This window comes from Streptomyces sp. NPDC004327, from assembly GCF_042873935.1.
GTDB lineage: Bacteria > Actinomycetota > Actinomycetes > Streptomycetales > Streptomycetaceae > Streptomyces.
In genome coordinates this window covers 726,209-752,367 of record NZ_JBIAME010000003.1, presented here as the reverse complement: position 1 = coordinate 752,367, position 26,159 = coordinate 726,209, and the positions used below count along the sequence as shown (strand labels likewise).

Below are 26,159 nucleotides of genomic sequence, written 5' to 3'. Positions count from 1 at the left end.
GATGCCGTACGCGGTGCGCGCGTCGCGCGGCGTTACGCGAGCGGTCCGGTGACCGCGCGGCGTTACGCGAGCGGTCCGGTGACCGCGGGGCGTTACGCGAGCGGTCCGATGACCGGCTCGACGGCGGCGACCACGCGGCCCTCGCGGACGAAGGCGTCGGCGGCGGCCAGGTCGGGCGCGAGGAAGCGGTCCGGGCCGGGGCCCTCGACGCCGGCGGCGCGCAGCGCCTCGATGACGGCGGCGGAGGCCGGCGCCGGGGCCAGGCCGTGGCGCAGCTCGATGCCGCGGGTGGCGGCGTACAGCTCGACGGCGATGACCCGGTTCAGGTTGCCGATCGCGGTGCGCAGCTTGCGGGCGGCGGACCAGCCCATGGAGACGTGGTCCTCCTGCATCGCCGAGGACGGGATGGAGTCGGCGGAGGCCGGGACGGCGAGCCGCTTCATCTCGCTGACCAGGGCGGCCTGCGTGTACTGGGCGATCATCAGGCCGGAGTCGACGCCGGCGTCGTCCGCGAGGAACGGCGGCAGGCCGTGCGAGCGGTTCTTGTCGAGGAGCCGGTCGGTGCGGCGCTCGGCGATGGAGGCGAGGTCGGCGGCGGCGATGGCGAGGAAGTCGAGGACGTACGCGACCGGGGCGCCGTGGAAGTTGCCGTTGGAGCGGACGGTGCCGTCGCCGAGGACGACCGGGTTGTCGACGGCCGCGGCGAGCTCGCGCTCGGCGACGGTCAGGGCGTGCGCCATGGTGTCGCGGCCGGCGCCGGCGACCTGCGGGGCGCAGCGCACCGAGTAGGCGTCCTGGACGCGCGGGGCCTCGCCGCTCTGGTAGTGGCCGGTGAGCTCGGAGCCCTTGAGGACGGCGAGCATGTTGGCGGCGGAGGCGGCCTGGCCGGGGTGCGGGCGGATGGCGTGCAGCTCGGGCTCCAGGACCTTCTCGGTGCCGAGGAGGGCTTCGAGGGAGAGCGCGGCGGTGACGTCGGCCGACTTGTAGAGCGTGTCGAGGTCGGCGAGGGCCATGATCAGCATGCCGAGCATGCCGTCGGTGCCGTTGAGGAGGGCGAGGCCCTCCTTCTCCTTCAGCACGACGGGCTCGATGCCGGCGGCGGTGAGCAGCTCGCCGGCCGGCTTGACCACGCCGTCGGGGCCCTCGGCGTCGCCCTCGCCCATGAGCGCGAGCGCGCAGTGGGAGAGCGGGGCGAGGTCGCCGGAGCAGCCGAGCGAGCCGTACTCGTGGACGACCGGGGTGATGCCGGCGTTGAGCACGTCGGCCATGGTCTGGGCGACCTCGGGGCGGACGCCGGTGTGACCGGAGGCGACGGTCTTCAGCCGCAGGAACATCAGCGCGCGGACGACCTCGCGCTCGACCCGCGGGCCCATGCCGGCGGCGTGCGAGCGCACGATGTTGCGCTGCAGCTGGGTGCGGAGGTCGTGGCCGATGTGCCGGGTGGCGAGCGCGCCGAAGCCGGTGGAGACGCCGTAGACGGGCTCGGGCTTGGCGGCGAGCGCGTCGATGCTGGCGCGGGCGGTGGCGAGCGCCTGGACGGCGTCGGATGACAGCTCGACGCGCGCGCCGTGGCGGGCGACGTCGATGACGTCCTGCGGGGTGGTGCCGGACGTCCCAAGGACGACAGTCTGCATATCCATATTCAGCACCCTACGGACTGAAGAGCGACATGTCACTAGCTGGCCGGCGGTTGGGCGCCGGCCCGCTTCCAGTCTGTGCCCCGGCGCCGCTCTGCGGCCTCCGCTCAGCGGCGGAAGAGCCGGCGCAGGCGGGGGCGGGGGCGCGGGTGGGCGTGGAGCAGCATGGCAAGCGCCTCCTGATACACGACGAGGTCGGGGTGGCCGGGCGCGAGCACGCGCTCGGCCTCGGCGACGGCCTGCGTGAGCAGGGCGAGGGCATCGGCGTCGCGCCCCGCCCTGCTGTACGAGGCGGCGAGGTTGGCGCGGGACGTGATGGTGTCCGGGTGCTCCGTGCCCAGGACCCGCTCGCGGTCGGCGAGCACCTGCTCCTCCAGCTCGATCGTCTCGTCCGGCCCCAGCGTCGCTTGCAGCGCCACCGCCAGGTTCGCCCGGGCGGAGAGGGTCGCCGGGTGGTCGGCGCCGAAGACGCTCTCGCAGTCGACGACCACGCGCCTGCCCAGAGCGACGGCCTCGTCGAAGCGGTCCATCCGGTAGTAGGAGGAGGCCAGGTTGTGCCGCTCGGCGATGGTGTTCGGATCCTCGGGTCCGAAGAGCCGCTCACTGTCGGCGAGGACCTGCTCGCTCAGGGCCGTACCCTCGGCCAGGCGGCCCGCCTGGCGGTACGAACTGGCGAGATTGGCCTTGGCCACGAGGGTGTCGGAGTGCTCGGGCGCCCGCTGCTCCAGGTGGGCGAGGACCCGCTCCTCCAGCTCGATGGCCTGGGCGGACCGGCCCGCCTGCCAGTGACTGAAGCCCAGGCCGCCCAGGGCGTTCAGGGTGTCCTCGTGGTCGGGTCCGAGCGCGGGCTCCAGGGTCGCCACGAGCGCCTGCCAGTAGGCCGTCGCGGCCTCCGTGAGCCCGGCCCGCAGCAGGCTGTGCCCCGCCCAGTAGAGCAGCGGGTGACCCTCCTCGGCCCAGAGGTGGTCCCCCGCGTTCGCGACGAGGCTGTCGGTGTTGGCCCGCAGGACGGCCGCCAGGTCCCGGTACGGCTGGTCGGGATCGGGCCAGAGGGTCAGCAGGGCGCCGGCGGCCGTGTGGGCCAGTTCCGCGAGCTCCTGCGGCGGGATGGCCTCGCGGACGGCGCGGGCGGTGAGGGCGTGGACGCGGACGGCGCCGGAGTCGCGGGTGAGCAGCGCGTAGCGGTGCAGGACGCGCAGTGCGGCCCGTACGGTCTCGGTCTCGCAGCCGCCGAGGTACACCCGCACCTCGGGCGTGGCCCAGAAGTCCTCCGGGTGGCCCGCCGGGTCGAGCAGGGCGGCGAGGCGCAGCACGGGCTCGGCGAGGCCGGCCGGACCGGCGGCCCGGGCCGCGTCGAGGGAGAGCAGCAGCGTGGTGGCGATCCGGCGGCCGTAGCCCTCGGAGTCGGCGGAGGCCGGCAGCACCTCGGCGATGGAGCGGCTGTCGCGGAAGAGTTCCAGGTACGCGGTGCAGGTCAGCCCGTCGTTGATCATGTACGCGGCGGCGTGACCGAGGGCCAGCGGGAGGTAGCCGAGTTCGGCCGCGAGCGCGTCGACCGAGTCGTCCGCGAGGCCGGCGTCGTCGGCGAGGCGGGTGCGCAGGTAGGCGGCGGCCTCGGCGGGCGCGTAGACGTCGACGTCGACGCGGCGCCGGCCGCCGCCGGTGAGGCGGGCGTCGTGCAGCCGGGTGGTGGCCAGCGCCCAGCCGGTGCCGGTGTGGCTGACGGGCCACCAGCGGTCCATGCCCGCCGGGTCGGTGATGTCGTCGAGGACGACGAGCCAGCGCCGTGAGGTGGTGGTCAGCCAGGACAGGAACGCCCGCGCGTCGGCCTCGGGGTTCTCGCCGCTCGCCCCGGGCGCCGAGACCCGGACTGCCGCCTCGGCGTAGAGGGTGACGACCTGCTGCACCTCGGTCGCCGGCGCCCACACCACGAGGTCCGTGCCGTCGGCGACGGCCCGCGCCGCGTACGAGGCGGCGAGCTGGGACTTGCCGACGCCGCCCCCGCCGGAGAGGACCTGGGTCAGCACCGCCGCCCGGCCGTCGGCGCGTACGGCGTCGATCCGCTCGCGCAGCTCCGTGCGCGGCTGGAAGGCGGAGGCCAGCAGGGGCACGGTGCCGATCTCCAGCGGCCAGGGGACGGCGTCCGGGCCCTGGGCGGGTGCCTCGTGGACGATGACGGTGCTGTGCGGGCCGATGGCGCTGTAGGGGGCGTCGCGCCCCACACCGACGGCGCCGCCCCGCACGTCCATACGGCTCGGCCAACGCGGTTCGTCGTACGGGGACGGCCGGTCCGGCGACGGCCGGTCCGGCGACGGCCGGTCCGCGGACGGCCGGTCAGGGGAAGGCCGGTCCGCGGACGGCCGGTCAGGGGAAGGCCGGTCCGCGGAAGGCCGGTCCGGGGAAGGCTTGTCGCGCCGCCACCACGGCGTCACGAACGCTCGCTCTCGTCACCCACCGCGCTGTCGCGCACGTCGCCGAGGATCACCTTGCTGTCCCGGCCGCCCTTGACGTCGACGTCCCGCCTGCGGCCGCGGCGCGTGCCGGGTCCGGTGGCCCGCCGGGGCCCCGAGACCTTCGAGCCGTGCCCGATGGCGCTGCCGGTCACGTCTCCGTCGATGACGGTCGACCGGCGCCCGGCCCGGATCCGCGCTCCGGTGCGGCCGTCGCCTGAGGAGCGCACGAAGCTGAAGGCCGACAGGCCCAGCGAGACGGCGGCGCCGACCACGCTCGCGACCTTGTCCCCCGTATCCAGATCGACCAGCACCGCGATGCCGACCAATCCGATCGCGACGGCTCCGAGCACCCACGCCACGATCTTTCCCACGTCACGCCACCCCGTCCCACACTCCGGCCGAACACACGGCCCGGCCAGGCTAGATGAGGAAGCGTCAGGACGGCACCGTTTCGTCGGACATCAGGGCGCTCCAGTCCTGGCGGGCGGCCCACTCCCCGAAGCGCTGCCAGCCGACCTCTGGATAGGAGTGGCGCAGGCCGGCGACGTCCACGTCGAGGCCGTGGTCGGCGAAGTACGTGAACATCGCCGCGAGGTCGGCGGAGTGGCGGCGCACGACGTGGAGCGGCACCTCGTGGTGGGCGACGGGCCGCCCGGAGGCGGCCGCGAGGGCCCGGGCGATGGCGTCGGGCGTCAGTTCGTCGGAGGCGATGTCGATGCGCCGCCCGGCGAACTCCTCGCGGCGCCGGAGGGTGAGCGCGGCGAAGGCGCCGATGTCGTCGGCGGGGATGAGCGTGAGCGGCACGTCGGCGGCCATCGGCCAGGCGAAGGTGCCGTCGCGGAGGGCTTCGAGGGTCCAGCCGGCGGTGTAGTTGTCCATGAAGGCGGCGGGCGCGATCACCGTCCACGCCATGCCCGAGGCGGCCGCGGTGGCGCGCAGGTGCCGCTCGATCAGGTGCTTGCTGTCGTAGTGCGGCACGCCGGTGTCCCGGTCGGCGTGCGCGGCGGAGGTGAACACGGTGTGCCCGACGCCGGCGGCCGCGGCGGCGTCGACGAGCGCCGCGCCCTGCCGGGTCTCGGTGGCGGTGTCGGTGCCGAAGGGGGTGGTGACGGCGAAGAGGGCGTCGGCCCCGGCGAGCGCGTCGTCGAGCGAGGCGCGGTCGTCGAAGTCGGCGCGGCGGAGCTCGGCGCCGAGGGCGAGCAGGGCCCGGGCGGCGGGCGCGGCGGGGTCGCGGGTGAGGGCGCGGACGTGGATGCCGGCGTGCGGGCCGGCGGCGAGGAGGGCGCGGGCGGTGGCTCCGCCCTGGGCGCCGGTGGCGCCGGTGACGGCGACGGTGAGCATGGGGGCTCCTTTCGGGGACACGTCGGGGACAGGTCGGGGACACGGAATTATCTGCGTGCCGCAATCTTTGCGACACGCAGACAGTAGCCCAGACATCTGCGCGACGCAGACTTTTTTAGCGCAGGGGCTCAGCGGCCCCGGAGGAGGCGCCAGTGGAAGCGACCGAGGCCGCTGAGGTACTCCAGCGACTGGCGGTACGCCCTCGTCTCCGGGTTGTCGGGGCCGAGCAGGCGCTCGGCGTCCGCGACGAGTTCGGTGTAGAGGGCCAGCGCCTCGCCCCGCCGCCCGGAGTCCGCGTAGCCGTACCCGAGGTTGTTCTTCACGGAGAGGGTGTACGGATGCTCGGCGCCGAGGATCCGCACGGTGTTCTCCAGGTGCTCCTCCAGGATGGCGACGGCGTCCTCGGTGCGCCCCGACTCCAGATAGGCGGCGGCCAGGTTGGTCAGCGTGCCGATCGTGCGGTAGTGCTCGGGCCCCGCCTCCCGCGCGAAGATGGCGAGGGCCCGCTCGCCCACCTCGATCGCCTTCTCCACGCGCCCCGCCTTCGTGTGGATGACGAGGAGCTGGGCCAGGGAGATGCCCGTGTCGAAGTGGTCCTCGCCTAGTTCCTCCTCGCGCCTGCGGAGCACCCACTCGGCCGTCTCGGTCGCCTCCTCCAGATGCCCCAGGTTCTGGAACGCGGAGGCCAGGTTGCCGGTGATCGTCAGGTTCTGCGGGTGGTCGAAACCGGAGATCCGGATGCTCTCCTCGCCCATCCAGGTCAGGTACTCCAACGCGGCCTCGGTGAGTCCGGCATCGGCCAGGCTGTTGGCCGCGCGATGCAGGACGATGTGCCCCTCTGGGTCCCAGAGGTGCTCCCCCGCCGCCTCGACCAGGCTGTCCGTGTTGGCCCGCAGGACCGCCGCCAGCTCCCGGTGCGCCGTGTCCGGGTGCGGCCAGATCTCGCACAGCCCGTCGGCCGCCGTGACCGCCACCAGGGGCAGGGCCTCCTCGGGGATCGTCTCCCGGACGGCGCGGGCCGTCAGCGCGTGGATGCGGACCGCGCCGGCGTCCCGGGTCAGCAGGGCGTAGCGGTGCAGGACGCGCAGCGCCTCGCGGGCGGCCGCCGCGTCGCAGCCGAGCGCTTCGAGCACGGGCTCGGCCGACCACAGCGCCTCCGGATGGCCCGCCGGGTCGAGCACGGCGGCGAGCCAGAGGACGGGCCGGACGAGAGCCGCCGGAACGACGGTCTCGACGGCGCCGAGGGAGAGCAGCAGCGTGGCGGTGACGGCCCGGCCGTAGCCCTCGGTGTCGGCGTCGGCCGGGAGGACCTCGGCGATCGTCCGCGCCTGCCGGAAGAGCTCCAGATAGGCGGTGCAGGTCAGACCGTGGTTGATCATGAACGCGGCGGCGTGGCCGAGGGCCAGCGGCAGCAGGCCGAGCTCCTCCGCCAGCTCCTCCACGGCCTCGTCCGCGAGCCCGGGCTCCTCGGCGAGCCGGGCCCGCAGATACGCGGCCGCCTCGCCCTGCTCGTACACGTCGACGGAGACCTTCCGCCGCCCGCCGCCGGTCAGCCGGGCGTCGTGCAGCCGGGTCGTGGCGAGGACCCAGCCGCTGCCGGTGCGGCTCACCGGCCACAGCGGCTCGACGCCCGCCGGGTCGGTGATGTCGTCGAGGACGACGAGCCAGCGCCGTGAGGTGGTGGCCAGCCAGGACAGGAAGGCCCGCGCGTCGGCCTCCGGGCTCTCGCCGCTCGCCCCGGGCGCCGAGACGCGCGCGGCCGCCTCCGCGAACAGCGTGACGACCTGCTGCACCTCGGTCGCCGGCGCCCACACCACGAGCTCCGTGCCCTCGGCGACGGCCCGCGCCGCGTACGAGGCGGCCAGCTGCGACTTCCCGACCCCGCCGCCGCCCGACAGGACCTGCGTCAGGACCGCCGTCCCGGCCTCGGCCCGTGCGGCGTCGATCCGCTCCCGCAGCTCGGTGCGCGGCTGGAACGCCGACGCCAGCGCGGGCACCGCCCCCACCTCCACCGGCCAGACCACGGCGTCCTCGCCGGTGGCGGGCGGGTGGTTCACGACGACGGAGCTGTACGGCCCGAGGGCGCTGTACGTGGCATCACCGCCGACCGCGACCCGCGCCCCCTTCTCCCGCCGCCATCCCGACGCCCCGAACTTCCCCACGCCCCCACCCCGTTCACCGGCCCGTGCCCGCCCGGGGGACGTTAGCGCGCGAGCGCACTCCGCCTCTACGGCCCATTCTTCGGCGGCGGACCTTGTGGCGCTGGAGAGGGACGGCGCCCCGGCTCTCCCTCAGGCGACGGAGTCGGCGCACGTGACGTAGCGCATCAGGCAGTACGTCGCCTTGCCGAGCAGTCTCAGCATCGTCGCCGGGTCGCCGCCCTGGTCGCGGAGCAGGGCGCGAGCGTGTTCGGCCGTCTGCTCGACGATGCACCGGGCGCGGCTGTCGGCGAGGGTCTTCGCGTACGCCTCGGCCGGGTCGACGAGTTGCCCGATGTACGAGCGCAGTCGCCTGCGGACCTCGTCGGCGGCCGGGCCCGTCGGCCGGCCCTCGGACAGGGCGAGCGCGAGGTCGACGTCGCGGCCCATGTCGATCCACGTCGACGTGGGTACGGCGCTCACCACTCGCCGTCCTCGGCGTCGCCCTCGGCCTCGTCCTCGCCGGGCAACGGGCCTGTACGGGCCAGGAAAGCGTCCCACCCGCGCTGGGCGCGCGCGAGGAGATCGGGAGACAAGCCACAGCAGGGGGGACGCGTCCCGGGTGTGGGGACGGGGAGCCAGTCAGGTTCGTGACGGCTGGTCATTTTGCTCTCCGGGGTGACGGAGTGGTGGCGACGACAACCATGCTGGTCAACGGCGGCGCGCACGCCTAGTGCGATTCCTAGTGTGAATTCGCGTGGCCCGTTGCGGCGTTGAGGAGTGATCGTCTGCAATCGGGAGGCAAGATGGGGACATGAAGCTCGGCGATGTGATCCGGCAGCTTCGCATGGCCCGGGGCTGGTCCCAGGGCAGGCTGGCTTCGGCGATCAACGATCGATACGGGACGACGCTCTCCCGTGAGTACGTGAGCAACTGGGAGTGCGGCAAGGTCACGCCCAGGGACTTCTACCTCCGGGCCTTGTCCACCGTGCTGGATGCCCCCCTGGCCGCATTCGAGGACGATGTGAGACGCCGAACCTTCCTGACCGATCTCGCGGGTACCGCCATAGCGCCCGTGATTGCCTCCGACCTGCTGTCCGTCGGCTTCGCCGCCCGCCTTCAAGGGGGGCCATCCGTGGATGACTGGGAAGGCAGGCTCGCCACCTACGGCACCGAGTACATGAGCTTGGGCGCCGGTGACGTCCAGCGCCGAATCTCCCGCGAACTCGTGGTCGTGCAACAGCAGCTCGAAAACCCGCGCCTCTGGTCCGTGGCATCGCGGCTCATGACCCTGTACGCGAAAACCTTTCCCGGTTCGGACGGCTCGAAGGCCGTGCACTGGTACCAGATGGCCGCCAGGGCCGCCGATCAGGCGGATGACCACGACGCCCGGGTCTGGGTTCGAGGCCGGGCCGCGATCGCACTCGGGTACGAGGGTGCCTCCCTGGGCTTCGCCGACGTTTTCGCCGATCAGGCCCTCGCCATCAGCGACAAGCCCTCCCTCGGCCTGCTCAACGCCGTCTACGGACGGGCGCACGCCGCCGCCCTGCGCGGCGACCGCGCCACGGCCCTGGGCCTGGACCTACAGGGCCGCCGGATCTTCGACAAGGCGGGCTCGCACGAGCAGACGTCCGACTACGCGGTGCCGTGGTGGCGCCTCAACGTCTTCCGGTCGCTTCTCCTCGCCCGGCTGGGCGACGACAAGGGCGCCGTCGAGGCCCAGGAGCAGGCGCGTCGCGAACTGCCGGGCGAGCTACCCCGGTTCGCCACGCATCTGGAGCTCCACCGGGGCCTGATGTTGGTTCGGTCCGGTGACCGCGCGGGCGGAGTGGCCTACGCCGAGGCCGCGTTGGGCGCGCTCCCGCCCGAGAAGCACAGCCTGACGCTCCGAATGCTCATGAAAGAGATCAAGATGCCCTGAGGTTCTGGCATATTCACTCAACGCATCCATGTCATCACTTTGCGTGCGATACGGTTAGCGCAAATCGGCCCCCGCGATGGCGGGAACCATCAGCGAGGGCCTCGACCACCAGTGGAAAGCAGTCCACCAGTGATGTACCGGCACTTTATCGCGCCCTCGCGCGGCTTCACCCAGTTCTCGCACGAGCTCATCCGGCATCCCCGGCTCAGTTCCGACGCCGTTCGACTCCTCACCTGGCAGCTCTCGCTCCCCGACGGGGCGCGGGAGTCCCTGTCCCGAACGGCTGAGCGTGCCCGGATCGGGGCATGCGCGTTCACCCGGGCGAAGCGGCAGCTGAAGGATGAAGGGTTCGTCCACGAGCGGCGGTTGCAGGGGCCGGGCGGGCGGTGGGTGACGCAGCAGTTGGTGTCGAACCGGCCGTTGAGCGAGGGCGAGGCCGCCAAGCTGCTGGGGCGGATGCCGCTTCTCGTACCGGGTGCCGACATTCCGGCCGTCGGCGGTCCGGCGGGTCCGCGCACCGACGGTCATCCAAAGAAAGATCCTGGCGAAGACACCTCCAACCTTCCGCCCGAGCCCGAGCCGGGCGAGCCCGAGCCGGACGCCAAGCCCGAAATCCCCGAAGAAGCCCGCGCCCTCGTCGGATCCCTGCCCATCCTCTCGCCCGCCCTCCGGCACATCCCGCCCGGCATGAAGGACGAGCTCGCCCTGCTCGCCGCCGCGTGGCTCGCGGCCCCCGGGCACAGCTCCGCCGATGTGCACGCGCACGTGCTGCGCGGCCTGCCGGGCGCCGGAACGCCCGTCCAGCGGCCCGGTGGCCTGGTGCGGTACCTGCTGCGCGAGGTCCCGCCCGTGAGGCCCGCGAGGCCCCCGGAGCCTGTACGAGCGCCTCAGTCGACCGGGCCGCGCCTGTCGGAGTGGCTGGCCTCGGCCGTGGAATGCGAGGGCGACGGGCACATCCAGCCGATGCTGTTCCGGCCGGTGGGGGACGAGAAACTCTGCCCCATGTGCGCGCCCATGGCCACGGGCTGAGTGTCAGGCCGCGACGCGGTTGCCCTTGGCGTCGCAGGGCAGCGGGGTGGTCGGGTGGTGGGCGAGGAAGTCGCGGGTGGCCTGACGTTCCACCTCGGTGATCGCCGTCGGCTCCACGTTGATGATGCCGCCGAAGGGGCGGTCGACGTCCCGGATGATGACCAGCATCGTCGTCAGGAGCGCGGTGATCACCGTCAGGGTGATCAGCTGGCCGCGGTTGTTCTTCCGGGGCAGGCAGATGCCGAGCGCCATCACGGTGATGACCAGGGTGGCGAGCAGGAAGTAGAAGATGGCGCTGGGGATGCTCGCGCTGGCCTGGGTGAGGCGTTCGTCGCGCTCGTCGGAGCGCTTGTTGTCGGCGGCGACCAGCATGCCGAAGACCGGCGTGCCCTGCAGCGAGTGGAACGTCTGCCGGAAGTCGGCGGACCACACGCTGGGCGCCGGCGAGCCGTGGCCGTCGCTCATGGCGGGCCACTCCTGCTCGCGTACGGCGCGGGCGTAGCAGACGGCGCCGGCCTGGATCCGCGCCCGCTGCACCGCGGGGGCGTACTCGGCGGACTCCACGAGCTGGTCCAGGGCCCGGGCCTCGCCGCGCGAGGCTACCTCGGCCTTGCCGTACGAGCTGTTGGCGGTGACCAGGACGAAGCTGAGGAGCAGGACCGTCATCGTGAGGAGCGGACCGACCATGTCCTTGACGGCCATGCCCGTGCCGTCGTCCTCGCTGAGCAGCCGGGGCCGCAGCCAGCGGTTGGCGGCGAGGCCGGCGAGCAGGGCGATGACGGCGACGACGATGACGAGCCACACGAGCGGCCACCTCCGTGGGGAGTACGGGCGGGTGCTGTGATCATGTCCACCGCGGCACGCCCGCCGAGCTGCGGGAACGTTCACTCACCCCGTACGAGGGAGCGCACTACCGCCGTATGCGGCCTTACGAGGCCGGTGGCGCGTCCCGGAAGCGGCGGCGGTCCCTGGCGCCCGGCGGGGCGTCCGCGAGCCGGATGACCGTGCCGTCGCGGCCCGCGACCACGGGTTTGGCCGAGCGGGCGGCCTTGGCCTGGTACTGGGCGGCGTCGGCGAGGCGGAAGAGGCGGCGGGCGGACTTGAGCGGGCCGATGGGGTCGCCGGTGGAGGCGACGCCGCAGGCGACGCCCTCACCGAGCTCCAGCTCCGCCGCCCGTACACACAGTTCCTCGGCGACGGCGACGACCTCGTCGGCCGTCGGGCCGACCGACAGGAGACAGAACTCGTCGCCGCCGAGCCGGGCCGCCAGCGCTCCCGGGAGCATCGCCCCGCACCGCGAGAGCACGGAGCCGAAGCGTTCGAGGAGGCGGTCGCCGACGGCGTGGCCGTGGGTGTCGTTGACCCGCTTGAGGCCGTTCAGGTCGCACACCAGCAGGCTCACCACCGAGCCGTCGGCGTGGTAGCGCTCGATGGCCTGGTCGAGCCGGGTGTCGACGGCGCGGCGGTTGGCGAGGCCGGTGAGCGGGTCGGTGAAGGCGAGCTTGCGGACCTCCTCCAGGCGCTCGGCCTGCGCGATGCCGGCCGCGACCACCGCCGCGAGCACGGTCGCGAAGTCCGCCTCGTCGCGGGTGAAGGGCACCGCCCCGGCCGGCCTGGCCACGTACAGCTCGCCCCAGGCGCGGCCGTGCAGCACGACCGGCGCGACCACGCAGCAGCCCCGGCCGCGCCGGCGCAGGCCGGTGACCCGGCCGGTGGGGACCCGGTCGTCGGCGGTCTCCACCCAGGCGTCCGGCTCGCCGCCGCCGGCCCAGTGCTCGTGCAGGAACTCGGTGATCTCGGGGAACTGGTGGACGGGATAGGTCTCGGAGTCCGGGAACTCCTCCTCCCCCTGCGCCCGCTGCCCGGCGTTCACCAGGACCTTCAGCCGGCCGTGGTCGCGCTGCCAGACGGAGAGCGCGGCGAAGCTGCCGCCCAGCGCCCCGCAGGCGCCGAGCGCGGCGGCCCGCCAGAACTCCCGTGGAGTGTGCGCCGCCGCCATCCCCTGTGCCAGTGCCACTACGGCCCGCAACCGCACATCCTCACCCATTCCTCCAGCTTAGGGAGGTTTGGTCCGTTTTCCCTTCCGGGACGTCACGGAAAGTTACACATAGTGAAAATACGGAGCAATTGCACACAGAGAGCAGCCGGCCGGCCACCGGCCGGCTCCGGGACCGGCCGGTGGCCGGCCCGGGAGCCCGGAACTCACTCGCCCGGCCACTCCGGCTTCCGCTTCTCGTTGAACGCCGCCACGCCCTCCGCGCGGTCGCCCGAGAACGCCACCGACCGCCACGCGCCGTCCTCGACCTCCAGGCCGGCCCGCAGGTCCAGGCCCACGCCGAGCCGCATCGCCTTCTTGGCGGCCCGCAGGCCGACCGGCGAGTTGGCCGCGATCCGCCCGGCCAGCTCCAGCGCGGCCGCGCGGGCGTCCTCCTCCAGGAGGTCCACCATGCCGAGCTCGCGCGCCTCGGCCGCCTCGACCCGGCGCGCCGTGAAGACCAGCTCGGCGGCGCGCGCCGCGCCCACCCGGCGCGGCAGCAGCTGCGTGCCGCCGCCGCCCGGGATCACGCCGACCGAGACCTCGGGCAGGCCGACGACGGTGGTGGCGTCGGCCACGATCACGTCGCAGGACAGCGCCAGCTCGTAACCGCCGCCGAGCGCGAAGCCGTGCACGGCCGCCACCGTCGGCATGGGCAGCTCCAGGACGCCGGTGTACGCGGCGCGGGCGACCGGCCGCTGCCTGACCAGGTCGGCGTCGCTGAAGGAGTTGCGCTCCTTGAGGTCGGCGCCGACGCAGAAGGCCCGGTCGTTGGACGAGGTCAGCACGGTGACGCGGACGGCCGGGTCGGCGGCGAGCGCGGCGCAGGCGGCGCCAATGGAGCGGGCCATCTCCGAGGAGACCGCGTTCATGGCCTTGGGCCGGTCGAGGACGAGCTCGGCGACATGGCCGCGCCCGTCCCGCCGTACCGCCACGAACTCACCAAAACGCTGCTCGGACTGCTCGGACATCCTGGGCCCTCCCGGTCGGCGCCGGTTAACGGTTGTTAACGGCTGTTCACCGGGAGATCTTAGGTCGGACGGCGGCTCAGCAGCCAGGGCTCCACGACACCCAGTCCGCGCACCGGCCGCTGCCACATCGGCTGCAGCGCGAAGCGGTACGACGGGGCCGGCTCGCCCTCCTTCTCGGCACGGGCGGCCTCCTCGGCGGCCTGCGTCTCGGAGCGGGGCGCCTCGCCGGTGCGGGTCAGCTCCTCGGCGAGGGCGCTGTCGACGAGGACGGCGTCCTTCGGCGCTATCGACGTGAGCCTGCTGGCCAGGTTGACGGTGGTGCCGAAGACGTCGCCCATCCGGGTCGTGACCGTGCCGAAGGACAGGCCCACGCGGAGCGCGGGCATGGTCTCGTCGTGGCCCAGCGTCTCGATGAGGCGCAGCCCGATCTCGGCGGCGGTGCCGGCGTCGTCCGCCGCGTACAGGACCTCGTCGCCGAGGGTCTTGATGAGCCGGCCGCCGTGCGCGGCGACCAGGTCGGCGCAGGTGGTCTCGAAGGCCTCGACGAGCTCGCCGAGCTCCTCCTCCTCCAGGCGCCGGGTGAGCCGGGTGAAGCCGACGAGGTCCGCGAAGCCGACGGCGAGCCGGCGGTCGACCATCTCCTCGTCGTCGGCGGCCTGCACGACCCGGCCGGTGGCGGCGGCGAGCTGGCGGCGCCACACGTAGATGAGGAACTCCTCCAGCTCGGGCAGGAGCAGCTCGACGAGGGGGTAGGTGACCTCGGTGCGGGTCATGCCGGGCTCGGGCGGCTCGGTGAGGCCCTCCAGGAAGGAGTCGATCTGCCATTCGGCCAGCCGGGCGGTGGTCTGCCCGGTGGACCGGGCGACCTGCACGGCCATCGGCTCGCTGAGCAGTCCGGCCTCGACGAGACCGGCGAGCCGGCGCAGCGCGAGCACGTCGGCCTCGGTGAGCGCCTTGGCCTGGCCGATGTCGGCGAAGCCCATGGCGCGCCAGAAGCGGGAGGCGAGCTCCATGGAGACGCCGGCGGTCCGGGCGGCCTGGAAGGGCGTGTAGCGGCGGTCGGCGCCGAGGATGAGCTGTTCCAGGCGGATCGCTAGGGGGTCGTCGGTCGGCTCGGCCGTGTGGTCGACGACATGGTGGGGTGTGGGATAGGTGGGGTTCGCGGCCGGCTGCCCGGCCCCGGCGTCGCCGTTGTCCGCGTCGTCGACGGTCACCGGCCGCCTCCTGCCCGTTCCCTGCCCACGTGCCCTGCCGATCTGTCGCGTGGATCGCGGTCAACGATACGACAGGTGTGTGCTGGCTCACGCCCGAACCGCACCCGGACCGGGCGTGAGCCGTGCGGGAGGTCAGTCCGCGGCCCTCAGATGGACGATGTCGCCGGCCCCGACGGCCTCCGTGCCGCCGCCCTCGGTCTCGACGACGAGCCGTCCGTCGCCGTCGATCGCGACGGCGTCGCCCTCCAGCATCCGCTCGCCGGGCAGGTCGGCGCGGACCCGGCGGCCGAGGGTGGCGCAGGCCGCGCGATAGGCCTCCTGGAGCCCGGAGGCGACCGGGTCGCCGTCGGCGCGCGCCCAGTCGCCGTACCACTGCTCCAGCGACCGCAGGACGGCCCGCAGCAGCGTGTCGCGGTCGGTGGAGACGGCGCCGGCGAGGAGCAGGGAGCCGGCGGCGGGGACGGGCAGCTCCTCGGCACGGAGCGTGACGTTGAGGCCGAGGCCGACGACCACGCCGTCCTTGCCGGCCCGCTCGGCGAGGATGCCGCCGGTCTTGCGTTCCTCGCCCGCGACACGGACCAGCAGGTCGTTGGGCCACTTGAGGGAGAGGTCGGCGCCGGCGGCCTTCGCGAGGCCGGTCGCGGCGGCCACGCCGGTGAGCAGCGGCAGCCAGCCCCAGCGGTGCACCGGCACGGCCGGCTTGAGCAGGACGGAGACGAAGAGGCCGGAGCGGGCGGGGGCGGTCCAGGTGCGGTCGAGACGGCCGCGCCCGGAGGTCTGCTCCTCGGCGACGAGCACGGCGCCTTCGGGGAGTTCGTCGGCGCGGGCGGCCAGGTCGGAGTTGGTGGAGCCGGTGGACTCGACGACGTCGAGGGAGGTCCACAGGCCGCCGTCGAGGACGAGCGCTTGGCGCAGGGCGGAGGTGTTGAGCGGGGGGCGGTCGAGGTCGGACCAGCGTCCCGCTGAGCCTTGGGAGGACGTCATGCAAGTCAGCGTAGGTGTGGCAAACGCCGCACTGCGTGAACCGTGAGGGCGCCGATACGCTACGAGGCAGTAGCCAAGGAGTAGTCCTCCGTAGTCCATTCGTGGTCACGTCGCGGGTCGCTTCGCGTTCCACGAGACCCCCCGTGACCAGGCAGGGAGCCGCATCCCGATGTCCGAGCCGGCAGAGCACAACGAGATCGACATTCACACGACCGCGGGCAAGATCGCGGATCTGGAGCGCCGGATCGGCGAGGCCACGCACGCCGGTTCCGCGCGCGCCGTCGAGAAGCAGCACGCGAAGGGGAAGCTGACCGCGCGCGAGCGCATCGCACTGCTGCTCGACGAAGGTTCGTTCGTGGAGCTGGACGAGCTGGCCCGGCACCGCTCCACCAACTTCGGCCTGGAGAAGAACCGTCCGTACGGCGACGGTGTCGTCACCGGCTACGGCACGGTGGACGGCCGCCCGGTCGCCGTCTTCTCGCAGGACTTCACGGTCTTCGGCGGCGCCCTCGGCGAGGTCTACGGCCAGAAGATCATCAAGGTGATGGACTTCGCCCTGAAGACCGGCTGCCCGGTCATCGGCATCAACGACTCCGGCGGCGCCCGCATCCAGGAGGGCGTCAGCGCGCTCGGCATGTACGGCGAGATCTTCCGCCGCAACACGCACGCCTCCGGCGTGATCCCGCAGATCTCGCTGATCGTCGGCCCGTGCGCCGGCGGCGCGGTCTACTCGCCCGCGATCACCGACTTCACGGTGATGGTCGACCAGACCTCGCACATGTTCATCACCGGCCCCGACGTCATCAAGACGGTCACCGGCGAGGACGTCGGCTTCGAGGAGCTGGGCGGCGCCCGCACCCACAACTCCACGTCCGGCGTGGCCCACCACATGGCGGGCGACGAGAAGGACGCGATCGAGTACGTCAAGTCCCTCCTGTCGTACCTGCCCTCGAACAACCTGTCCGAGGCGCCCGCCTTCCCCGAGGCCGCCGACACCGAGGTGACGGACGAGGACCGCGAGCTCGACACGCTGATCCCGGACTCCGCGAACCAGCCGTACGACATGCACACCGTCATCGAGCACGTCCTCGACGACGGCGAGTTCCTGGAGACCCAGGCCCTGTTCGCGCCGAACATCCTGACCGGTTTCGGCCGCGTCGAGGGCTTCCCGGTCGGTGTCGTCGCCAACCAGCCGATGCAGTTCGCCGGTTGCCTCGACATCGGCGCGAGCGAGAAGGCGGCGCGCTTCGTGCGCACCTGTGACGCCTTCAACATCCCGGTGCTCACCTTCGTCGACGTGCCGGGCTTCCTGCCCGGCGTCGGCCAGGAGCACGACGGCATCATCCGGCGCGGCGCGAAGCTGATCTACGCGTACGCCGAGGCGACCGTCCCGCTGATCACCGTCATCACCCGCAAGGCGTTCGGCGGCGCGTACGACGTCATGGGCTCCAAGCACCTCGGCGCCGACCTCAACCTGGCCTGGCCGACCGCGCAGATCGCCGTCATGGGCGCACAGGGCGCGGTCAACATCCTGCACCGGCGCACGCTCGCCGAGGCGGAGGCCAACGGCGAGGACGTCGAGGCGGTGCGCGCGCGGCTGATCCGGGAGTACGAGGACACGCTGCTCAACCCGTACACCGCTGCCGAGCGCGGCTACATCGACGGGGTCGTCCTGCCGTCCGAGACGCGCTCGCAGGTCGTCAGGGGCCTGCGTCAGCTGCGGACGAAGCGGGAATCCCTGCCCCCGAAGAAGCACGGCAACATCCCGCTCTAAGCCTCCGGGAGGGACACACGATGATCAAGGTCGTACGAGGAAACCCGACTCCGGAGGAGCTGGCCGCCGCACTGGCGGTGGTCCAGGCCCGGGCCGCGGCCACGGCGGCGGCAGCCGCCGCGGGCGGCGGCCCGAGGGTGCCCGAGGGCTGGTCGGACCCGGCCCGCATCGCCCGCAGCGTCCGGCCCCGGCCGGGCCCGCGGTCGTGGGCGCGGTCCTACTGGCCGGTGTAGGCGCGTTCGCCGGATGAAGGCCGGACCCCTTGAGCGGGGGTCCGGCCTTCGGCATGCCCGCGACCACGCAGCGGCCGAAATGGGCCTGGAGGTACGGGAGTTGCCGGCGTAGCCTCGTACGGCTCCGAAGCGACGGGGCGCTACGGAGGTCGGTGCGCGTGGAGATCGCCCTGGAGGTCAGCGGCACCGCCGCGGACGCCTACGAGCTGCGGCGGTGGCTGCGCGACGACCCCGAGCTGCGGCCCGCCGTCGTCCCGCTCGTGCCCGCGTCGCCGGCTCCCGGATCGATGGGCGCGATCGGCACGGTCATCGAGCTGCTGCTCCAGCCGGGCGGCCTGACCGTGACGCTGGCGGCCGGCGTGGTGGCCTGGCTGCAGACCAGGCGCGGCACCCAGACCGTGACGATCACCAAGCCGGACGGCACGCAGGTCGTGGTCACGTCGGAGGGCGTACGGGGCCTGACGCCGCAGAGCAGCGGGGAACTGGCGCAGCAGGTGGCGCGGGCACTGGAGGGGCACGCGGGGCGGACCGGGGGCCACCAGACGCCGGAACAGGCCCCGGACCCGCAGACGCCGGATTCCGGGAGCTCCTGAGCCGTGTCCGGGCCGTGGGGGGACCTCGCCGGAGCGGACTGTCATGCCGTGGTGGTCGGCACGGGACGGCAGGGCCGCGGCGAGGGCGGTGGCGCGCGGCTCGCCGACCTGCCCAGCGCGGCGCACACGGCCCGCGAGCTGGCCCGGGTGCTGCGCGAGCGGTGCGGGATGGCGGCGGACCGGGTCACCGAGGTCATCGACCCGGAGAGCCGATCGGAGGTGCTCGCCGCGCTGCGGGCCGCCGTGGGCCGCGCCCAGGGCGGCACCGTGCTCTTCTTCTTCACCGGCCACGGCCTGATCGGCCCGGGCAACCGGCTCTACCTGGCGACCGCGAGCACCGGCCGCGCCGACGACACCGACGCCGCCGTGCGCTACGAGGAGATACGCGACCTGCTCGGCGACGCGTCCGCGCGCACGGTCGTCGTGCTCGACTGCTGCTTCTCCGGCCGGGCCGCGGCGGCCCCGAGCGACGCGCACCGCGACCCGTACGCGAGCGCCCGCCCGCGCGGCAGCTTCCTGCTCGCCTCGGCGACCGGCTACGCCTCTTCCTTCGCGCCCGTGGACCAGCCGTACACCCTGTTCGGCGGCGAGCTGGTGCGGCTCCTGGAGGACGGCGACCCGAGCGGCCCGCCGTGGTTCACGCTGCTCGACCTCTACCGGATCCTCGACCGGCGCTTCCAGGGCGGCCCGGCCCGCCCGTACGCGGACGGCACCGGCCGGGCCGGGGATCTGGTCGTGGCGCGGAACACGGGCCTGCCGGCGGCCCCGGAGGAGCCCGGGGTCCCGGGCGGCGGCGGCCCGTGCCCGTACCCCGGCATGCGGCCGTTCCTGCCCGAGCAGCGCCATCTCTTCTTCGGCCGCGAGGAGTTGACGGGGAACCTGCTCGACCGGGTGGCGCACGGGGACGGGCCGGTGGTGCTCGTCGGCGCGTCCGGCGCCGGGAAGTCCTCGCTGTTGCGGGCCGGACTCGTCGCGGGCCTCGAAGAGCGCGGCGCGGGCCGGGTGCTGCTGGTGCCGGGGCCGGGCGCGCGCCCGTTCCGCACGCTCGTGGAGCGGTGGGCGCGGGCGGTGGACCGGCCGTTCGGCGAGGTCGAACGGGATCTGGGGGCCGGCCGGTTCGGGGCCGGCGGTCCGGACGTGCTCGTCGTCGACCAGCTGGAGGAGATCTTCACCGACTGCGAGGACCCGGAGGAGCGCGAGCTGTTCGTCCGGGCCGTCTCCGGCGCCGGTGCGGCGACCGGGCCGCGGATCGTCCTCGGCCTGCGCGCCGACTTCTACGGGCCCTGCCTGCGCGACGCCCGGCTCGCCCGGATCGTCCGGGCCGGGCAGTTCACCGTCCCCGCGATGTCGGACGACGAGCTGCGCGCCGCCGTCGAACGGCCCGCCGCGCACGCCGGGCTGCGCCTGGAGGACGGCCTCGTCGGCCATCTGCTGCACGAGCTGCGCCGCGAGGCGCCGGGCGGCGATCGCGACGCGGTCGCCCTGCCCTTCCTGGCACACGCCCTCCAGCAGACCTGGGCCAGGCGCCGCGGCACCCTGCTGACCTTCGCCGGGTACGAGGCGGCCGGCGGCATCCGCGGCTCGGTCGCCCGGGTCGCGGACGAGCTCCATGACGCGCTCGACCCGGCGGGCCGGGAGCGACTGCGCGAACTGCTGCTGCGCATGGTGACGTTGGTGGACGCCGAGGGCCGCGCGGCCCGCCGCCGCCTCCCGGTCCCGGAGACGGCGGGCGACGCCGACCGGGAGCTGCTCGACCGGCTCGCCGACGCGCGCCTGGTCGTCCTCGACCGCGGCGAGGCGCAGCTGTGCCACGACTCGCTGCTGTACGGCTGGCCCCGGCTGCGCGACTGGATCCGCGACGACCGGGTGCGGCTGCTCGTGCTGCGCCGGGTGGGCGACGCGGCCGACGGCTGGCACGAGGGCGGCCGCAAGAACAGCGCCCTGTACCGCGGTGACCAGCTGGGAGCGGCGCGTCAGGCGCTGCGCGGGGAGGCGGGCGGGGGCGGCCTCCGGGATCGGATCCGCGCCCTCGCCCCGCTCGGCGCGCGGGGAGGGCCGTGGGCCGCCGACGGCCCGTCCGGGCCGCCCGGGGACGAGAGCCCGCGCACGCCCCGGCGGCCGGCGGCCGGGGCGGCCGGCGGGGCCGCGAGGCAGGACGCGGGCGGCGGTGCCGGTTCCCCCGGACCCGGCGCGGCCGCCGGGCCGACGAGTCGGCTCCGGCCCGTGGAGCGGGACTTCCTCGCCGCGAGCGACCGGGCCGAGCGCCGCACGCGCCGCATCCGCACCGGGGTCGTCGCCGTCGTCGCCGCGCTCGCCGTCCTCGCCTCGTTCTTCGGCATGCGGGCCCGCAGTGCCCAGCGCGACGCCGAGGCCCGCGAGACCGTCGCCGTCGCCGAGCAGCTGGCCGCGCAGGCCGACACGATGCGCGAGCGCGACCCGCAGACCGCGCTGCGCCTCAGCCTCGCCGCGTACCGCGCGGCCGACACCAGCGCGACCCGCTCCAGCCTGTACGCCTCCTACCTCTCGCGGCCGCAGGTGGATCTGCGGGGGGACGCGCGGCAGCCGGTGGTGAATCTGGCGTACGGGGCCGGCGGCCGGATCCTCGCCACCAGCCGGCGCACCGGTCTGATCCGCCTCTGGGACCTGTCGGTGCCGAACGCCCCGGTGCGCGGCGCCGAGCTGCCGTCGATCCACGGATCCGCGCCGATCGCGTTCTCCCCGCGTTCCCCGCTGCTCGCCGCGCTGAGCACGGACGCGCTGACGCTGTGGGACGCGGCCGATGCCGTACGCCCGAAGCTGCTCGTGGCCCTGCCGCTCGCCAAGAACCAGTCGTACAGCCTCGCCTTCGGCCCGGACGGGCGGACGCTCGCCGCGGGCGGGGAGAACGGGCGGCTGCGGCTGTGGGACGTGTCCGTGCCGTCGCGGCCGCGCCCGCTGTACGACCGGAAGGTCGCCCCGGCCGACCTGATGTCGGTGCGGTTCAACCGCGACGGGCGTTTCCTGGCCACCGGCAACGGCAACAGCGGCGGCCGATCCGCCGAGGTGCGGCTGTGGGACGTCCGCGAGCCGGCCCGCCCGGCCCTGCTGGCCACGGCCACCACCTCGTCCGTGATGGCGGTGGCGTTCCATCCGAAGCGGGACACGCTGGTGGCGACCGGCGGCGAGGGCGCGATGGCCTGGTGGACGGTGCGGCCGGCCGGGCCGAAGGGATGGCGGCTCGACCTGATCAGGCCCACGGATTCGTTCGAGACCAAGTGGGGCTACGGCAGCCTGCCCTCGCTGAGCTTCAGCCCCGACGGCGGGACGCTCGCCGCCGCCGACGCCTCCGTGTCCGGGTCCGCCGGAGCCAGGCTCCGGGAGGTCGCCGAACAGGACGGCCCGGAGCTGCTCCAGTCCCTCGCGGAGGGCGACTCGCTGCCGAGCGCCGAGCCCGCCCAGGCCGTCGCCCACAGCCCCGACGGGGCGTACCTCGCGGTGGGCGACGTCGGCGGGAACGTACGGCTGTGGCCCGAGCGGGCGCCCGCGCTCGCCCTGAGGGGGACCTTGGCGGGCGGGGGCCCGGGGGCGGTGCCCTACAGCCTCGACGGCCGCTTCGTGCTCACCAGCGAGAACCTGGCCGGCACCATCAGGTCCGTGCCGCGCGTCTGGGACATGAGCACGGCGGACACCGAACACGACAAGGCGCCGAAGCTGCGGTTCACCGTGCCGCGCCCGTGGGAGGCGAACTACTTCCTGCCCGGCCGGGACCGGCCGATGCTGCTCGCGCACCGCTGGACGGAGGGCACCGACGAGCACGCCTTCCGGGTCTGGGACCTCGGCGGGGACGGGCCCCCCGTGGCCGGCGCCGAGATCCCGTTCCGCTCGCAGAACGTGCGGACAGCCGTCTCCCCCGACGGCGAACTGCTGGTCATCGGCTCCTCCAGGGAGCCGACGGCCGTGGTCTGGGACATCCGCGACCCGCGTCGGCCGGTGCGGCGCGCCGTGATCGCGGTGGCGCCTTCGATCGAGTACGAGAGCATGTTCTTCATGGGCCCGCGCGCCCTCGCCACCGTCGAGGGCGACGGCCCGACCCGGGGCCTCGACCTGCGGCTGTGGGACCTGAAGGACCCCGCGCACCCGTTCCGCGTCCCCGCGCCGCTGAAGGGCGCGGCCCTGAGCAGGGCGGCCTACATCCACTCGCTCCGGCTGCTCCTCACCGACGGCGTCGACCAGAACGCCAGGCTGTACGACATGCGGGACGTCCGCCACCCGAAGCCGATCGGCAGACTCCCGGCGACGCGCGGCGGCTACACCCCGGTCGGCGGCGGCCTGCTCGCGACGACCCTGCGGGACGGCACCGTCAAGCTGTTCGACATCCGCGACCCGCGCCACCCGGTCCTCCGCCACACCCTGCGCTTCGACCGCGAGATCCAGGACGTCACGCCCGACCCGGACGGCACCCGGGTGCTCACCGGCTCCCCGTACCGCATCTGGGACGTCGCCGGCGACGGCAGCTGGCGGATGCCCGCCGTCGCCACCCTGGACGGCGCGCGGAGCGTGGATCTGCTGCCCGGCGGGACTCCGTACGTGATCGTGGTGCCGGAGCACTCCGGGAGTCACGGCCCGGAGTACACCTACCTCCTCGACCGTGACGCCTCGAAGATCTACCACCGGCTGTGCGCGACCCATCCGCTGGGCGTCGAGCCCGACCAGTGGAAGGCCCTCTTCCCGCAGCTCGCCTACCGCCCCTCCTGCTGACGGGGCTTCTTCAGGAAGAGGGCGGCGGCGAGCACGCCCGCGAGCACGACCGCCGCGTTGACGAGGACCGCGCGGTCGAGGCCGGCCGGCAGGGCGGTCGCGGTGACGACGACGGCGCTCATCACCGGGGTGCCGAGCGTGATGCCGATCTGCTGGGTCATCGTGGCGATGCCGGTGGCCATGCCCTGCTCGGCGTCGGGCAGTCCGGAGGTCGCGGTGACCATGAAGCCGACGATCGCCAGCATGTTGCCGACGCCGCCCGCGAAGGTGGCGGCGAGCAGCACGCCGTACGACGGGTCCAGCAGGCAGAGGGTGGCGGCGGCCTGGAGCGCCCCGCCGGCGATCAGGGCCGTACGGGCGGAGAGGCGGCCGATGAAGCGCGGGGCGAGCAGTCCGCCGAGGACCGTGCCCGCGCCGAGGACGCCGAAGGAGAGGCCGGCGGCGAGCGGGGAGAAGCCGAGCACCTCCTGGAGGCGCAGGGTCATCAGGAAGACCAGCGAGGTCTCGGTGGCGAAGGCGACGAGCCCGGCGAGGTTGCCCCAGACGACCGTGCGGCGCCTCAGGACCCGGACCGGGACGAGCGGGGCCGCGGCCCGGCGTTCGACGCGCAGGAAGGCGGCGAGGAGCACGGCGGCCGCGGCGAGGGCGCCGAGGACGACGGGATCGGTCCAGCCGCGTCCGCCGGCGGCGGTGAGCCCGTAGACGAGGGTGAGCAGGCCGCCGGTGACGGTGATCGCGCCGGGCACGTCGAGCCGGGGCCGGTCGGCCGGGCGGCTCTCCTTCAGGACGGCGGGGGCGACGAGGAGGACGCCGAGGGCGACGGGCACGTTGACGAGGAACGCCCAGCGCCAGGAGAGCAGATCGGTGAGCACGCCGCCGAGCACGGCGCCCGTCGTGAACCCGGCGGACATCAGGGCCCCGTTGAGGCCGAGCGCCCGGTCGCGCAGCGGCCCCTCGGGGAAGGCCGAGGTGAGCAGCGAGAGCCCGGCGGGGGTGACGGCGGCGGTGGCGAGGCCCTGGGCGACGCGGGCGGCCATCAGCGTGCCGGGGCCGGTGGCGAGCCCGCCGGCGAGGGAGGCGGCGCCGAGGACCGCCATGCCGCCGAGGAAGATCCGGCGGCGGCCGACGAGGTCGGCGACGCGTCCGAAGAGCAGGGTGAAGCCGGCGGCGGCGAGCGCGAAGGCGGTGGCGATCCACTGCAGGCCGCCGACGCCGAAGCCCAGTCCCTCGCCGATGACGGGCAGCGCGACGTTCAGGATCGAGAAGTCGACGGCCAGCATGAACTGGGCGACGAGGAGGATGACGAGGACGAGCCGCATCCGTCCGTCCGGCCGCTCCTCCTTCGGGAGGCCGGGGGGAGCGACGGGGGTGGGAACATCGAGCGCGACCATGAACAGGACCCCTTAATGGGAGGCTGGTTCCGTTAGGATGGCGCAGCAGACGGTAGCAGAGTGAGGGTTACTAATGGAACAGGAGACCCGTTTGAGTGAGAGCCTGCCGGCCGGGCCCGGCACCGTGCGCCCCGGCGGCCGCACCGCGAAGGTCCGCAGAGCCGTCCTCGACGCCACCGAGGACGCCCTGGTGACCGCGGGCTTCCACACCCTGAACATGGACCAGATCGCCGCGAGCGCGGGCGTCGGCAAGACCACCGTCTACCGCCGCTGGGGCTCCCCCGTGGGGCTCGTCACCGACCTGCTGCGCGACATGGCCGAGCGCTCGCTGCCGTCCGCCGACACCGGCAGCCTCGCGGGCGACCTCCAGGCCAACGCCGACCTGGTGCACGACTCGCTCACCGACCCGCGGCTCGCCGCCCTCTTCCGCGCCGTGATCGCGGCGGCCGCCTGCGACCCGGTCTGCGCGAGCGCCCTGCGCGGCTTCTACCGCACCCGGCTGGCCGAATGGGCCCCCGTCGTGAGCCGCGCCGTGGACCGCGGCGAACTCGCCGCCGACACCGACGCCCTCGAACTCCTGCGGGCCGTCTCGGCGCCGCTCTACTACCGCTTCGCGATCAGCCGCGAGGAGCTGCGGCCCGCCGACGCCGAGCGGGCCGTCCTCGCCGCGCTGGCCGCCGCGGCGGCGGGCGCGTTCGCCACCGCGCGCGACGGCCGGGACTAGCGCGCGACGGCCGGGACTAGTCCCCCGCACCGGGACGCTTGAGTACCCGTACTCAGGCGCCCCGGCCCGCCGAGCCGCAGGATCGGATCATGCTCTGGTCCGACCCCGACGACGAACCCCCGGAGGAACTCCGCGACATGGCGGCGATGCTGCGCCGCGCCGGCGTCCTGCTCGCGGTCGCGATGGTGGTGCTGATGTTCGTGGTCGGCGCCCATTAGGGCGCACCGGGCGGATCAGGGCCGTGCAGGCCGCGGCCGCCCCCGGGCCCGTCCGGTGTGCGGCGAGCACGGCGACACCCTCGCTGGATACGCTGCTGCCATGACTGCTGACCGCCGCCGTGTCGTGCTCGCCTCCGCCTCTCCCGCCCGGCTCGGACTGCTCCGGCAGGCCGGCCTCGCCCCCGAGGTGATCGTGAGCGGTGTCGACGAGGACAAGATGACCGCGCCGACCCCGGCCGAGCTGGCCCTCGCCCTCGCCGAGGCCAAGGCCGCCCACGTGGCCGCGCGGCCCGAGGCGTTCGGCGCCCTGGTGATCGGCTGCGACTCGGTCCTGGAGCTGGACAAGCAGGCGCTCGGCAAGCCGGCCGACGCCGAGGAGGCCGTCGCGCGCTGGAAGTCGATGCGCGGCCGGGTCGGCATCCTCCAGACCGGCCACTGCGTGTACGACACGGCGGCCAAGCGCTACGAGTCGGCCACCGCCTCCACCGTGGTCCGCTTCGGCGAGCCCTCGGACGCCGAGATCGCCGCGTACGTGGCGAGCGGCGAACCGCTGCACGTGGCGGGCGCGTTCACGCTCGACGGCCGCTCGGCGCCGTTCATCGACGGCATCGACGGCGACCCGGGCAACGTCATCGGCCTCTCGCTGCCGCTGCTGCGCCGCCTGCTGGCGAAGCTGGACGTGGCGATCACCGACCTCTGGGCCTGAGCCGTACGGGCCTTGAGGCGGGCCGGTCCTGAGCCGTACGGACCTTGAGGCGGGCAGATG

The 26,159-nt window shown here is 74.1% G+C and carries 21 protein-coding genes; 9 read left to right on the top strand and 12 right to left on the bottom strand.

The window, feature by feature from the left end; translation table 11 throughout:
- Nucleotides 1-92 precede the first annotated feature (92 nt).
- The 6 genes from hutH to ACFYU9_RS13980 all read right to left on the bottom strand — a co-directional run bounded on the left by hutH (nucleotide 93) and on the right by ACFYU9_RS13980 (nucleotide 8,052).
- Entirely contained in the window at nucleotides 93-1,634 is a 1,542-nt protein-coding gene (gene hutH / locus ACFYU9_RS14005; protein ID WP_389344778.1) for a histidine ammonia-lyase, read from the bottom strand.
- A gap of 110 nt (nucleotides 1,635-1,744) precedes the next feature.
- Entirely contained in the window at nucleotides 1,745-3,886 is a 2,142-nt protein-coding gene (locus ACFYU9_RS14000) for a tetratricopeptide repeat protein (RefSeq protein ID WP_389344712.1), read from the bottom strand.
- Nucleotides 3,887-4,065: 179 nt separating this feature from the next.
- Complete coding sequence (locus tag ACFYU9_RS13995; protein WP_389204601.1) at nucleotides 4,066-4,461, bottom strand: hypothetical protein; 396 nt, start codon at nucleotides 4,459-4,461, stop codon at nucleotides 4,066-4,068.
- A gap of 64 nt (nucleotides 4,462-4,525) precedes the next feature.
- Nucleotides 4,526-5,431, bottom strand: coding sequence for an NmrA family NAD(P)-binding protein (locus ACFYU9_RS13990; RefSeq protein ID WP_389344710.1), 906 nt, complete (start codon nucleotides 5,429-5,431; stop codon nucleotides 4,526-4,528).
- 128 nt (nucleotides 5,432-5,559) lie between these two features.
- Nucleotides 5,560-7,593, bottom strand: coding sequence for a tetratricopeptide repeat protein (locus ACFYU9_RS13985; protein ID WP_389344709.1), 2,034 nt, complete (start codon nucleotides 7,591-7,593; stop codon nucleotides 5,560-5,562).
- A 129-nt stretch (nucleotides 7,594-7,722) separates the two neighbouring features.
- Nucleotides 7,723-8,052 (bottom strand): DUF6415 family natural product biosynthesis protein, encoded by a 330-nt coding sequence (locus ACFYU9_RS13980; protein WP_389344707.1) that lies wholly within the window; start codon nucleotides 8,050-8,052, stop codon nucleotides 7,723-7,725.
- A gap of 331 nt (nucleotides 8,053-8,383) precedes the next feature.
- Here ACFYU9_RS13980 and ACFYU9_RS13975 point away from each other — a divergent pair, with 331 nt between their 5' ends.
- Together ACFYU9_RS13975 and ACFYU9_RS13970 are read left to right on the top strand one after the other, a co-directional pair.
- Nucleotides 8,384-9,490, top strand: coding sequence for a multiprotein-bridging factor 1 family protein (locus ACFYU9_RS13975; protein ID WP_389344705.1), 1,107 nt, complete (start codon nucleotides 8,384-8,386; stop codon nucleotides 9,488-9,490).
- Nucleotides 9,491-9,622: 132 nt separating this feature from the next.
- A complete protein-coding gene (locus tag ACFYU9_RS13970; RefSeq protein ID WP_389344703.1) occupies nucleotides 9,623-10,519 on the top strand; it encodes a hypothetical protein in 897 nt (298 codons plus the stop codon).
- Nucleotides 10,520-10,522: 3 nt separating this feature from the next.
- Here ACFYU9_RS13970 and ACFYU9_RS13965 read toward each other — a convergent pair whose 3' ends face one another.
- The 5 genes from ACFYU9_RS13965 to ACFYU9_RS13945 all read right to left on the bottom strand — a co-directional run bounded on the left by ACFYU9_RS13965 (nucleotide 10,523) and on the right by ACFYU9_RS13945 (nucleotide 15,723).
- The gene (locus ACFYU9_RS13965) at nucleotides 10,523-11,323 is read right to left on the bottom strand and encodes a hypothetical protein (protein WP_389344701.1); all 801 of its coding nucleotides are present in this window, start codon (nucleotides 11,321-11,323) and stop codon (nucleotides 10,523-10,525) included.
- A 124-nt stretch (nucleotides 11,324-11,447) separates the two neighbouring features.
- The gene (locus ACFYU9_RS13960; protein WP_389204608.1) at nucleotides 11,448-12,566 is read right to left on the bottom strand and encodes a diguanylate cyclase domain-containing protein; all 1,119 of its coding nucleotides are present in this window, start codon (nucleotides 12,564-12,566) and stop codon (nucleotides 11,448-11,450) included.
- Between the two features lie 155 nt (nucleotides 12,567-12,721).
- Complete coding sequence (locus ACFYU9_RS13955; RefSeq protein ID WP_389344699.1) at nucleotides 12,722-13,525, bottom strand: enoyl-CoA hydratase/isomerase family protein; 804 nt, start codon at nucleotides 13,523-13,525, stop codon at nucleotides 12,722-12,724.
- Between the two features lie 59 nt (nucleotides 13,526-13,584).
- Nucleotides 13,585-14,739 (bottom strand): adenylate/guanylate cyclase domain-containing protein, encoded by a 1,155-nt coding sequence (locus ACFYU9_RS13950; RefSeq protein WP_389204610.1) that lies wholly within the window; start codon nucleotides 14,737-14,739, stop codon nucleotides 13,585-13,587.
- A 132-nt stretch (nucleotides 14,740-14,871) separates the two neighbouring features.
- Nucleotides 14,872-15,723, bottom strand: coding sequence for a biotin--[acetyl-CoA-carboxylase] ligase (locus tag ACFYU9_RS13945; protein ID WP_389204611.1), 852 nt, complete (start codon nucleotides 15,721-15,723; stop codon nucleotides 14,872-14,874).
- Between the two features lie 169 nt (nucleotides 15,724-15,892).
- Here ACFYU9_RS13945 and ACFYU9_RS13940 point away from each other — a divergent pair, with 169 nt between their 5' ends.
- The 4 genes from ACFYU9_RS13940 to ACFYU9_RS13925 all read left to right on the top strand — a co-directional run bounded on the left by ACFYU9_RS13940 (nucleotide 15,893) and on the right by ACFYU9_RS13925 (nucleotide 23,060).
- On the top strand, nucleotides 15,893-17,497 hold the full coding sequence (locus tag ACFYU9_RS13940; RefSeq protein WP_389204612.1) for an acyl-CoA carboxylase subunit beta: 1,605 nt from the start codon (nucleotides 15,893-15,895) through the stop codon (nucleotides 17,495-17,497).
- 20 nt (nucleotides 17,498-17,517) lie between these two features.
- Nucleotides 17,518-17,730: an acyl-CoA carboxylase subunit epsilon gene (locus ACFYU9_RS13935; RefSeq protein WP_389204613.1), complete on the top strand. Its 213-nt coding sequence runs from the start codon at nucleotides 17,518-17,520 to the stop codon at nucleotides 17,728-17,730.
- A gap of 158 nt (nucleotides 17,731-17,888) precedes the next feature.
- A complete protein-coding gene (locus tag ACFYU9_RS13930; protein ID WP_389344697.1) occupies nucleotides 17,889-18,323 on the top strand; it encodes a hypothetical protein in 435 nt (144 codons plus the stop codon).
- A 48-nt stretch (nucleotides 18,324-18,371) separates the two neighbouring features.
- Nucleotides 18,372-23,060, top strand: coding sequence for a caspase family protein (locus ACFYU9_RS13925; protein WP_389344695.1), 4,689 nt, complete (start codon nucleotides 18,372-18,374; stop codon nucleotides 23,058-23,060).
- Here ACFYU9_RS13925 and ACFYU9_RS13920 read toward each other — a convergent pair.
- Entirely contained in the window at nucleotides 23,042-24,451 is a 1,410-nt protein-coding gene (locus tag ACFYU9_RS13920; RefSeq protein ID WP_389344693.1) for an MFS transporter, read from the bottom strand. The genes ACFYU9_RS13925 and ACFYU9_RS13920 overlap by 19 nt on opposite strands.
- Before the next feature lie 73 nt (nucleotides 24,452-24,524).
- Here ACFYU9_RS13920 and ACFYU9_RS13915 point away from each other — a divergent pair, with 73 nt between their 5' ends.
- The 3 genes from ACFYU9_RS13915 (at nucleotide 24,525) to ACFYU9_RS13905 (ending at nucleotide 26,099) form a co-directional block, all read left to right on the top strand.
- Complete coding sequence (locus tag ACFYU9_RS13915) at nucleotides 24,525-25,175, top strand: TetR/AcrR family transcriptional regulator (RefSeq protein ID WP_389204617.1); 651 nt, start codon at nucleotides 24,525-24,527, stop codon at nucleotides 25,173-25,175.
- 89 nt (nucleotides 25,176-25,264) lie between these two features.
- Entirely contained in the window at nucleotides 25,265-25,393 is a 129-nt protein-coding gene (gene mmpB, locus ACFYU9_RS13910; protein WP_389204618.1) for a morphogenic membrane protein MmpB, read from the top strand.
- 100 nt (nucleotides 25,394-25,493) lie between these two features.
- On the top strand, nucleotides 25,494-26,099 hold the full coding sequence (locus tag ACFYU9_RS13905; RefSeq protein ID WP_389204619.1) for a nucleoside triphosphate pyrophosphatase: 606 nt from the start codon (nucleotides 25,494-25,496) through the stop codon (nucleotides 26,097-26,099).
- Nucleotides 26,100-26,159 lie beyond the last annotated feature (60 nt).